Source organism: Pseudoalteromonas sp. Isolate6 (assembly GCF_022398435.1).
Taxonomy (GTDB): domain Bacteria; phylum Pseudomonadota; class Gammaproteobacteria; order Enterobacterales; family Alteromonadaceae; genus Pseudoalteromonas; species Pseudoalteromonas galatheae.
This window is the reverse complement of the sequence record NZ_JAKEVK010000162.1, coordinates 1-11,078: the sequence shown is the minus strand read 5'-3', so window position 1 is coordinate 11,078 and position 11,078 is coordinate 1. Positions and strand designations below refer to the sequence as shown.

Here is an 11,078-nt window from a genome sequence, read left to right as displayed (position 1 = left end):
GGAAGAAACCGAAAAAGGAACGTTCCAATTATGAGCAATAAAACAAGTCTGTCAACAAATTATGTACATTTACAGCACAGTGATGACAAACTGTAATTATTTAGTCCTTACTGATTCACTGCAATTTCTTAGCAGTTAGCTCACTTTGATAGCGAGACCAGAGCTCATCAAGAGACTCTCCTGTAACTGACTTTATTGCATTTTCAAATGACCAATCCTCTATTTCTACCGCAGTTTGATTAAAACGATAGGCAAAATCTGGATGTGACTCAGCGAGCCATGCGAGAAAGAACCCGGTATTTGTGTATCCACCAACCCAAGAATCCGACGGCTTAGGTGAACGGGTTTTATGGTATCCCGCTTGAATGCGAATGAGATCCGCCATTCCTTCAATAAATGCATGTACATCGGGCTCAGAATAACTTCTCTCTTTTGGAAATAGCTGATATCCATGGGTAAGTTCGTGCCAGAGCACACCAAGGAGTTCGTATTCCACTTGCTCATCTGGTTGTGCAGCCAGTTTTTCGGTGATGTACTTTGAGCTAAACACAATTTCCATATTTGTTTCGTCTCCAGAGCGATACGCTATTGTGTCCATCCACTTCAGCCTAAATGTGACTTGCTCAAACTCTGGCAGCTCTGCAAAGTGTTTGTACAACCTTGGAGCCAGTTGGCGAGTTACGTCATCCACCGTACTGGCTATATCAGGAAATAGTGCTTGCAGACGTTTCGACCCTGCCGACTCAGTATCTTCGATAACCACTTTGACCTTTGGCGGCTCAAAGCCTTTCCATGGTTGAGCTGGATCGTATATTTTTAGATAGTTTGCTCGGGTTTTAAGGTCGGAGCCATGCGCATTTTTAGTCATTAGAGTAACATCGTAGTTACCTGGCTTGTCATAAACTACTTCAACACTTTTTGTGGTTGGCAGCATCGTTTTGCCCTCAACCTTCCAACTCAGCCCTGTAGGTGAGTTTGCAGATATCGACTGCAGAGAAATTGGCTCATTAAGCTTGGCGACGGTTTTATCTGCAGTAAAATTTGCCAGCGGTAAGTTTGTTTGTGCATAGAGCGCCAGATCAGCGATTTGCAAAAAGCGGTCGCCCCACTGTGTTTTACCTTCTTGTGCTACAGTAAAGCGCACGTACCTCGCATCCGTTGTTTTGGGTAGGTCAAAAGCGAGCGTTTCACCCCGTCTTGAAAATACCATATTGTTGCGCTTATCAACCTCTTGCCACGCCTTGCCATCTATAGATACGGCTACAGTCCAATGCTTTGGGTCTCGGGCGGGTGCATCTTGGGCTGAGGTGAGACTATATTGTCTGAGCGCTTTTACGTCTTTCAGATCAAATACAATCTCAGCGCTGGATTGCTTAGATAAGAATTTGCTTTTTTGTGACCTATCAACTAATTGCTCTATCCCCTCACCTTGGATCTGCTCCTTTACGTCACTCGTTACAGAGAATGTATCGCGTTCGGTGATGTCGTAGAGCGCATTGGCATTCGCTAATGAGGAGCTACAAAATGAAAGTAAAATTAGACTGGCTAATGAGGAGGTTTTCATTGAAATTTCCCAGATTAAAAACAAACATACTGGATCGTTCCAATTGATAATGCAACTTCTTTTGAGTAGATTTTTGCGTAATTTCTAATAAGTGCAGAAAAGGATAAGGCTATTTCATCGCTTTTGGATCTTATGGAGGACTAACGAGCCTGAGAGATAAAGCCACGGCTCGCTAGTATTTTGTCATGCTCAACTAAAGCCAAGATCGATAAGCCAAGCTGTTGTGATAGAACAAGAAATAACCACAGCGATAGGATAACTATTCGAATCTCAGGTTAACTACCGAATAATAATTCCCAAAAGCTCGGCGGCTCGTGTAGTTTGTGGTATTGCTTTCTCAACTTATCAATTTTTAATAGCATTTCACGGGCTTTTTCAACTTTTCCTGAGTCTACTTCTTGGCTCGCTTTAGTAATGGTTTCGAGTACTTTATTCAAGCCCTCAACTGACTCGGCAGACACCTCTTGCTTAAACTGAAATTGCTTGCTTTCATTAACGAGTGTCGTTAGCTCAGTTAAGTGCGCTTGCATTTCATGAGCTGATTGCGCTGCCATAGCCTGCTTATAAATATGCCCCATTTCCTTCATGGTTTTATTCAGTTCACTTGACTCATGCGCAACCCCTGACATCGAAAACAACAACACGAATATAAATACGATTTTTCTCATCAAAGTCCCCTTACTCTTTGCCCGCTAGTATAAAGCAATTAACGCATGAGCTAAATTCAATGCTATGAAAAATATGCTTACCCTGAATAGCATTCAAAACACAGGCAGATAACACTACAATTCTAGCGTAAACTATACTTGTAGCGTATTTAGCAGCACACTTTTTGAATATCAAAAAATGTAGAGACTTATGATCCGAAAATTGTTGTTCATCTTTTTACTCTTATCGCCGATGGCCGCGCTATCTGCACAACGATTCAACGTTCAATTTGTAAACCCCGGCTTTGCAACAAAAAACCCGACTGGGGACTTTTGGTATAACGTCAGCAACGTGATGACTGCGGCCGCTACTAACATGAATATTTCCCTCAAAATTAGTTATGCACAGCGCAACCATATTTTGATGAAATCGCTCGTAGAGCAAGCCTTGAAAAGTGATGCTGATTACCTTGTGCTGGTTAACGAAAAGTCGAGTGTCGTTCCCTATTTGTTAAACACTAAAGCCACCAACATTAAGATTATTTTCTTGCTTAATGGACCGACCAAAACAGAGGAAGTGGCTTTGTTAAAGGCAGGACACCAAATTATTGGCACCATTGAGCCAGACAATTTCCAAGCTGGTTTTAAATTAATGCGTCAACTTGCGCGAAAAGCGCTTAGGTCCTCCAATCCATCGCAACATGTATTAGCTTTGCTAGGTGACGTGGCGACGACTGCGGCATTAGACCGACAAAAAGGCATGCGTGCTTATCTTGAGCACCATACAGAGCTAGAATTAATCGCAGAGGCAAATTGTCAATGGTCTCAGAATGAAGCTTATCGACTCACTAAAGCGTGGTTACAGCGAGACTCCGCAATCACAACAGTTTGGGCTGCCAATGATCCTATTGCTTATGGCGCATTACTCGCTGCTAAAGAATTAAACCGTAAGATCGTCATAGGTGGGATTAACTGGGATGAAGGTATTGCGCCTAAGTTAGATGTTTCGATTGGAGGGCATGTGTTGCTTGGGGCCTATACCTTAGCTCGACTAGCACAATATCATAGAGACTTCACACCAATAGACAGCGTAACCTTATCTATTTTCGAATCGTTGAATGACGCTTCCCTACCTTTGTATCATGCCATACATGGAAACTTTCCTGAACACCTGGACTTTTTACGTTACATTAACGATCCAGCGCAATTTACCATTACAGAACTAACTCACTCACTTAATAAAAATAATCACAATAATAATGTAAAAAACTGAGGATTTAAGAAAGATTAATTAATGCATTAAACAAAACCAAGAAATATAATGCAATTTAAACCTGTTTGATCTTCGCACATTGACAGCGATGTCAACACCTGTTTTAGTAACAAACGTAAACAACATGTAAAACAGGTGAAATATGAAAAACAGTAATACAGTAGTAAAACTTCTTAAGCTTTCAACCCTCAGTGCCTGCGTTTGTGCAAGCCTTTCAGTTGCTCACGCAGATACACAGCGCGTTATCGTCACATTAAAAGACAGTGCAACACCAAATGTTCTGCCAGTGCGCTTAAATCAGGCAGAAACGGCACAGTTTAAAGCGCAGGCGTTGTCTGAAGCAGCCTACTCAACCTTAGGCAGTGCTGCAGTCAACACGTTGCCAAGCATTAATGCATATGTCGCCGAAGTTTCTTCTGCGCAAATGCAACAGCTACAAGCAAGCGGCAATGTTGCGCAAGTAGAAATTGACCCTAAACGTTATTTGCCAAGCGTAGAAACTTCAGCAATTGATTTACTTGCTGAAACCACACCTTACGGTATTAATATGGTGCAAGCTAACCAAGTATCTGATGGCTACAGCGGCAACCGTAAAGTCTGTATTATGGATACAGGTTATACGCTAGGTCATCAAGACTTACCTAGCACAGGCGTTACTGGTAATGACGGCTATGGTAACTACGACACAGGTGTGTGGAGTAACGATGGTAACGGCCACGGAACACACGTTGCCGGCACAATCGCCGCTTTAGGTGGTAATGGTACAGGTGTAGTTGGGGTAAATCCATCAGGGCAACTAGGTCTTCATATTGTTAAGGTGTTTAATGACCAAGGCCGCTGGGCATATGGTTCCGATCTCATTAAAGCAATTGAACAGTGTGAGCAGGCTGGCGCCAATGTAACCAGCATGAGTTTAGGTGGTAGCGGCAGCTCTACAGCAGAGCGTAATGCGTTTGAACAAAGTTATCAGCGCGGCATGCTACATATTGCAGCTGCTGGCAACGCGGGTAATAGCTCGTTGAGCTACCCGGCATCGTATAATGCAGTCGTGTCTGTAGCAGCAGTAGACCGTTCTGAGTCAAAAGCCTCTTTCTCTCAATACAACAGCCAAGTAGAAATTGCAGGCCCAGGTGTTGGTGTAAACTCAACATGGAATAATGGCGCGTATCGCAGTATTAGCGGGACTTCAATGGCAACGCCGCATGTCTCTGGTGTCGCTGCCTTAGTGTGGAGCCACTTCCCGCAATGTACTGCTCAGCAGATTCGCCAAGTGTTGAATACAACAGCAAAAGACAAAGGCCAAGCAGGCCGCGATACGTCTTACGGCTATGGTATTGTACAAGCAAAAGCGGCGGTTGATTATTTAACAAATAATGGTTGTGATACTTCAGGTGCAGTCGATGCAAACTTTAACTTCAGCGTGTCCGGCCTCACAGCAACATTTAATAACCAATCAACAGCAGGTAGTTATCAGTGGGAGTTTGGTGACGGTGCAACAAGCTCACAAACTAACCCATCACACACCTACGCTAGTGCTGGTACATATCAAGTGACACTCACTGTGACAGCTGCAAATAACAGAACTGCTTCTAAGACACTGGCAGTTACCGTTAGCGATGCACCAGCTGGGTGTAATGGTATCCAAGAATGGAGTGCAACTAAGTTCTACAATATTGGCGACCGAGTTTCATTCAAGGGTTTTGAATACCGTGCTACGTTCTGGTCACAAGGCGCAAGCCCTGAGATCTACTCAAACGTTTGGACTAAAGTCGCGCAATGTAAATAAGTGCGTTGTTTTAAGTGGCGCTTAAGCGCCACTATTTAACGCCAACATTGCACTACAACACAAAATAACGGAGATTATAAGCCATTCTTTTGTTGAAATTACCTCTTTAAAGAACCACATCCCAAGCACACTCGCACTGACTATGCCAATGGCTCTTTTCAACCCCTCAACAAGCCCCGGCTGAATTTCCGTTAACGCCTGCAATTGAAAGAGAACTGCAGCAGCGAATACCACCGAAGAAATAGCCCAGAGTAACCAATGTGCGCGGAAATTTTGATTTTTAAACTGTGGTCGGAGCAAGATCAGATTAACAAAAAATACCATAAAGGTTAGAAACCCAGCATGAAAAGAGAGCGAGCTGTATTGCAAAGCCTCTTTATCGAACACGATACAAAGCCCCCAGCAAACAGAGGTGATTGCAACTTGTTTTGCACCAGGCTCTTGAAAAGAGAATCTGCCTCCTTGCAATAAAAACGAAGCGAGGACAATCGCAGCAATTAGCACTGACTGCAGTAGGGTTAAAGGTTCTCCGAGCAGCAGCCAAGCAAACACGCCAGCAAGTGCTGGAGTGATGGATAAAAGAGGCAGGATAACCGCCATGCGTCCAAGCGCAAGTGCCTGAATAAAGTTTACACTACCAATTGCAGCCAAAACTCCGCTCGCTATCGCTGGCGCTAAATAAGCGGAACTTGGGAGCTGTTTGTCAACAACCAACCAATAACCAATGTATGCAGGTAAGACTAAGAGACTAAATATCACCGACATTTGCGCGGCTGAATAATAGCTTGCTAGCCTTTTTCGTAAAAAATCAAATACAGCCCAATTTAACGCACTGAATAAGGCTATAGCCATTGGTTATCCCTGTTGTAATGCAATTTCCGTTTGAAATTTCATGTAATCATTAATTTTTACATGGTCCGGTTTCCAACCCAACAGAAAACGATAAAAGTCAGCCCACACTACCGGCCACAACAATTCCCACTCGGAAAGGATCTGAGCAATATCAATCGAGGCCGCTTTGCCCAATAATTCTATTCTCAACATATCCAAATACAACTTTAGATACTCATCGGCATGGAGGAGCTGCGCTTTTTCGTCCAGTACAGACGTAATAAACAGCATTAAATCTGACACACCAATCCCCTTTCCCACGTACTGAAAATCGAATCCTAGCGCTTGGTCACCGTTGAAAGCAAAGTTAGCAAGTTTAGCGTCGCCATGGATCCAAGTATGCCAATGGCTATTTTTGATACGATCTCGTAATCGAGGTGCCGCTTGTTTAATACTACTGTGCTGCATTCGCTCAAGCTCATCTGGCCGTGTATCTAGGTGCCAATAGTTTCCTTGTTCCCACACATGCTCTGCGGGGCTTTGTAAAAAGTGAGCATGGAATTTAGCTAACCACCCTATCACCGCTAATATTTGTGACTCGGACGGCTTAGTAGTTTGCGAAAAACCTTGAGTTGAGAAGTCTCTAAAGATGATGTAGTCCATCCCTTCATTTACCCCTTCTCCCAAATAGCTCGGTGTATTGCAGGGCGAGAGTAACTCGCATGCATGGTGTTTGTAAAAGTGACGTTCTACCTGATAAGACTTAGCTTTACGCGCAAGCGCCACTGAAGATTGTTCAATTCTCTGATGTGCAATGTCACTGGGGACTTTAGTGCGCTTAATTGCAAGCTTTCCAGCATCGTGATCGATAAATAACATATCACCACAACCGCTCCATAATTGTTGCTCTTGCAGTGTTGAAATAGGCGCAGAAATTACATCGCTTGGAATACTTATTTTCACTGTGTTACACCTTTTTGTTATTTAACCTGAGACTTGTTCAATAAAAGCCAATCTTTTTATTGTCCAATTCAGGTTACTCAAACACAGTACAACCCTTTACTTACTATCACGAATACCGACTTGCATAACTAAGAGATCTCTTTTAAGGCGAGAAAATCTTGTCGATAACACCGCTTCCGCATCCTGCTCACGCCAAGGTACCTACATCCATGTAGGCAAGGCAAAAGTTTTGCTATTTAGTTGTTCTAAATAACAAAACTTTAACGCTGTTAGCGTCAGATATGCGCCTTCAAATTGAGCGAGTATTAAGGCAAATTGGTACAATAAGCAAACCGTTTTACAGTGCTCGTTAATTATAGCTGGTGTTATTATCTTTACCCAACATGAAAAAGCCCTTAACCGAATGGTTAAGGGCTTTTACTTTTACAGAAAAGTTATTTGTTTAACTTACTCATTCACAGCTTGCTTGACTGTTTCTTTCGCGCTTTGTTCATCTAACAAGTTTAAATCGAAGTCGAACTCATCCACTCGAATTGCTTTTTCACGCTTGCGGTTGTAATCAACCAGTTTTGCGTACTCCTCCTCGTTGATAAGGTTACCAACGAGTGCATTATCTAAGGTTTGTTCGAAACGAACACCTGGTTGGATCTCACGCTTGCGAACTGCCTTTTTAACTTTGGCAAGCAGGTCAAGACAACCCATCTTAGCTTTATATGCTTGCTCATTGATATCATGACCATCACCCGCTGTCGGTTTCACAAGATGAGTAAGCTGCGCTTTGAACGGTGTATCCATTTGCGCTGCAGCGGCTAACTCTCTGATCATATCATCATTAATCTTAGGCATTTGTTTACCACTAAACTGCATCGTGATCACACGCATAAATTTACGAGTACCACTTGCCGGGAAGTTGTCTAAGAACTTATGCAGCGCTTCTTCAGCACTCATAAGTGCATGCCTTGTCGCATAATGGAAATAAGGTGCTGCTTGCTCACGCTCTGCTACCGCTACTTTCTGCTCATAGTATTTGATTGAAGCCATCGCTGCATATAAGTGACTCATTACATCACCAAGGCGTGCTGACAGCATTTCTGCTTGCTTCAGTTTTCCGCCTAGCACAAGTAGTGAGAAGTCTGCATATACCGCAAGCTTCGCTGCTAATCTATGCGCGGCTTTTTCATAAGCACGCACTTCTGGTAATGGTGACTTTGCATCAGCAGTGAAAGGCATAAGGCCGTATTTGAAAGCGCGTAAGCTGTTGGCAACGCTATAGCTAACTGTTTTTGTCAAAATACCACGGAATTTACTGTCGGCATCTTTCTCTTCACTGTGAATAGATTCAACCATCGACTGTAGATATGGGTGACAGCGCATTACACCTTGACCAAAGATCATCAAATTACGCGTTAGGATGTTTGCACCTTCTACGGTAATCGCTATTGGTTGGGCAACATAACCGCTTGCAAGGGTGTTCTGAGGACCGTTTTGAATGGCCTTACCCGCTAGGATATCCATTGCAGAGTCCAACACATCGCGACCAGTTTCAGTCATGTGGTATTTTGCGATTGCTGTTACTACAGATGGCTTAAGGCCCATGCCTAAACCTTCTGTTGTTAACACTCGCATTGCCTCTTGCATGTATGCTTTGCCTGCAATGTCCGCAAGCTTTTCTTGAATACCTTCAAACTGGCCGATCGAAAGGCCAAATTGCTCACGTACCGCAGCATATTCAGATGCAGATTTCAGTGCGACTTGGCTAGTTGATACGCCTAGCGCTGGTAATGAAATACCACGTCCAGCACCTAAGCAGCTAACCAACATCTGCCAGCCGCGACCGATATTCTGCTGGCCACCGATAATAAAGTCCATTGGGATAAAAACTTTTTCACCACGCGTTGTGCCGTTATAGAAGCGTATTCCCATAGGGTCATGACGATTACCAAGTTGCACACCCGGATGGTCATGTGGAATTAACGCACAGGTGATCCCTAGTTCTTTCTTACCGCCTAGTAATCCCTCAGGATCCAATACTTTAAATGCTAAACCGAGTACTGTCGCAATCGGCGCAAGTGTGATGTAGCGTTTGTCCCATGTTATTTCAAGACCAAGTACTTCTTCGCCGTTGTGCATGCCCTTTTTAACAATACCTTGGTCCGGAATGCCACCGGCATCTGAACCGGCTTCAGGGCTTGTTAACGCGAAACATGGAATATCACGACCGTTTGCTAAGCGAGGAAGATAGTGCGCTTGCTGCTCTTTAGTACCGTAATGTAACAATAACTCACCCGGACCTAGTGAATTAGGAACCATCACCGTTACCGCTACCGCAGAGGATTTAGTCGCAATTGTACCTACAATCGTTGAGTTTGCATAAGGGCTAAACTCTAGACCGCCGTATTCTTTTGGAATGATCAAAGAGAAAAATCTCTCTTTTTTCAAAAATTCAAGCACATGCTCTGGCAGGTGTTTGCCATTTTGAATTTCCGAGTCATCGATCATACCCATTAATTCTTTAACTGGACCTTCTAAAAAGGCTTGCTCTTCTGCGCTTAACTTAGCTTCAGGTACAGCACGCAGCGCTGAAAAGTCAGGCTTACCTTGATAAATTGACCCTTCTAACCAAACATCACCGGCATCTAATGCTTCTTGTTCTGTGATTGAAATGCTTGGGAGGATCTTTCTTAAATTCGTTCTTAGGCTCATAATTAACTCATCCGACCAGATAAATATACTTACATTACGGCATAAAAATTCGTTTAGATCAATTACTCTATCTAACTTTTTAACGCCTTTTTTACCGAATTATCGAGTGATTAATATAAATGACTGCGAAATTAATGGCTTACATCTGTAAGTTGAAATTGAGATTTTGCCTATTATCATGACAAAATCACTTGTAAGCATGACAAAACATTCCCTATATTTCGTAAGGAAGGATGGCGGACTTGTTAGTTATTGCTCAAGCGCAGATTACTCAGCACCACACAGTTTCTGCATCTATCTATTACCTATAACATATAGAATGACTATCCGTTAGCATCTCATAAAGACAATGTCTGCAATAACTCAAAGTTATTTAGCTAAGGTGAAATAACCAAGATAACAATATGGATTAATAAGTTCGAGGTGAGTGAGCTCTTAAGTGGCGCACTATCCCAGCTTCTTAAATTTAGAAGTTTCATCTAAAAACATTAATGCCCGCCACACAGGCGAGTGTAGTAAGTGCGCATCTAATGAGCCGAATAGTGCCTCTTGTCATGTGTTGATCAGCCATGCCGCGATCAGAAAACATATCAAGGAAGTAAGTACACCAACAAATGGGATTTTAAACCAATAATTTCTGGCCAAGATTAAGTATGATATGCCAACAACAATTGGTAGCAGTGAAAACCAAAGAGAGCCTTTGATAACCTCAAAGTTGTTAACGGCCAATGGAATATAAATAGCAGCCAACAACATCGCACCCAAGCTGTGGCTAGCATTAAAGCCTATCCAAGCACGCCACATTGTAGTTTCTTTGGTGATTAATGGTGACGTATTTTTCATGGCGGCAACTACAGCAGCATCATGAGGATTAAATTTTTCAGTGAAAAACGTATACACCAAATGAATTGAACCCAAAGCACCGAATATCGATACTCCAATTATAATTAGTATTTGATCCATGTATCCTCACTGATATCTCGACACCCAGTTTTTATTAAACCAAAACAGGTTGGATCATGGAAACTATTTTTCCAGTATCAACGATATTACCTTCGCACTTGCTTTCTAGCATATCGATTCAATCAGCTAATAATCCGATCCCTGTTTTTTGTCTAAAGCGATAGTGGCAGTTTTGAGTTATGGGAAAATTTACTGACTAATAAACCTGAGCTGCGGATAATTAATGCCTTTCTAGCAGCCCGTTTTAGCGCTGACTGCGTTGAATTCACTTCCAATAGCCAGATATTGGTGCGTAAATTCTCCTTGCCTACAGGATGTAGGTACCTTAGCGAGAGCACGACGCGGAAG

General features: G+C 42.8%; 9 protein-coding genes. 2 read left to right on the top strand and 7 right to left on the bottom strand.

Features of this window, described 5'->3' with window-relative positions:
* Positions 1 to 115: 115 nt before the first annotated feature.
* Both L1D50_RS17515 and L1D50_RS17510 read right to left on the bottom strand, forming a co-directional pair.
* Positions 116 to 1,564 (bottom strand): basic secretory protein-like protein, encoded by a 1,449-nt coding sequence (locus L1D50_RS17515; protein WP_128726621.1) that lies wholly within the window; start codon positions 1,562 to 1,564, stop codon positions 116 to 118.
* Positions 1,565 to 1,839: 275 nt separating this feature from the next.
* Complete coding sequence (locus tag L1D50_RS17510; RefSeq protein WP_128726622.1) at positions 1,840 to 2,232, bottom strand: cytochrome b562; 393 nt, start codon at positions 2,230 to 2,232, stop codon at positions 1,840 to 1,842.
* A gap of 190 nt (positions 2,233 to 2,422) precedes the next feature.
* Between L1D50_RS17510 and L1D50_RS17505 the strand changes: the two genes are divergently transcribed.
* Entirely contained in the window at positions 2,423 to 3,484 is a 1,062-nt protein-coding gene (locus tag L1D50_RS17505; protein WP_128726623.1) for an ABC transporter substrate-binding protein, read from the top strand.
* Positions 3,485 to 3,626: 142 nt separating this feature from the next.
* Complete coding sequence (locus tag L1D50_RS17500) at positions 3,627 to 5,270, top strand: S8 family serine peptidase (protein ID WP_128726624.1); 1,644 nt, start codon at positions 3,627 to 3,629, stop codon at positions 5,268 to 5,270.
* A 21-nt stretch (positions 5,271 to 5,291) separates the two neighbouring features.
* Here L1D50_RS17500 and L1D50_RS17495 read toward each other — a convergent pair whose 3' ends face one another.
* The 5 genes from L1D50_RS17495 to L1D50_RS17475 form a co-directional block, all read right to left on the bottom strand.
* A complete protein-coding gene (locus L1D50_RS17495; RefSeq protein WP_128726625.1) occupies positions 5,292 to 6,122 on the bottom strand; it encodes an EamA family transporter in 831 nt (276 codons plus the stop codon).
* Between the two features lie 3 nt (positions 6,123 to 6,125).
* Positions 6,126 to 7,064, bottom strand: coding sequence for a phosphotransferase (locus L1D50_RS17490; protein WP_239966499.1), 939 nt, complete (start codon positions 7,062 to 7,064; stop codon positions 6,126 to 6,128).
* 447 nt (positions 7,065 to 7,511) lie between these two features.
* Complete coding sequence (locus tag L1D50_RS17485; RefSeq protein ID WP_138521350.1) at positions 7,512 to 9,767, bottom strand: acyl-CoA dehydrogenase; 2,256 nt, start codon at positions 9,765 to 9,767, stop codon at positions 7,512 to 7,514.
* A 552-nt stretch (positions 9,768 to 10,319) separates the two neighbouring features.
* Positions 10,320 to 10,730, bottom strand: coding sequence for a hypothetical protein (locus L1D50_RS17480; protein WP_128726628.1), 411 nt, complete (start codon positions 10,728 to 10,730; stop codon positions 10,320 to 10,322).
* A 152-nt stretch (positions 10,731 to 10,882) separates the two neighbouring features.
* On the bottom strand, positions 10,883 to 11,078 hold a 196-nt coding region (locus tag L1D50_RS17475), incomplete at its 5' end, for a hypothetical protein (protein ID WP_239966498.1).

Coding starts and splice junctions, on each gene's coding strand:
- L1D50_RS17515 (WP_128726621.1), bottom strand. CDS start 1,564: ATGAAAACCTCCTCATTAGCCAGTCTAATTTTACTTTCATTTTGTAGC.
- L1D50_RS17510 (WP_128726622.1), bottom strand. CDS start 2,232: ATGAGAAAAATCGTATTTATATTCGTGTTGTTGTTTTCGATGTCAGGG.
- L1D50_RS17505 (WP_128726623.1), top strand. CDS start 2,423: ATGATCCGAAAATTGTTGTTCATCTTTTTACTCTTATCGCCGATGGCC.
- L1D50_RS17500 (WP_128726624.1), top strand. CDS start 3,627: ATGAAAAACAGTAATACAGTAGTAAAACTTCTTAAGCTTTCAACCCTC.
- L1D50_RS17495 (WP_128726625.1), bottom strand. CDS start 6,122: ATGGCTATAGCCTTATTCAGTGCGTTAAATTGGGCTGTATTTGATTTT.
- L1D50_RS17485 (WP_138521350.1), bottom strand. CDS start 9,767: ATGAGCCTAAGAACGAATTTAAGAAAGATCCTCCCAAGCATTTCAATC.
- L1D50_RS17480 (WP_128726628.1), bottom strand. CDS start 10,730: ATGGATCAAATACTAATTATAATTGGAGTATCGATATTCGGTGCTTTG.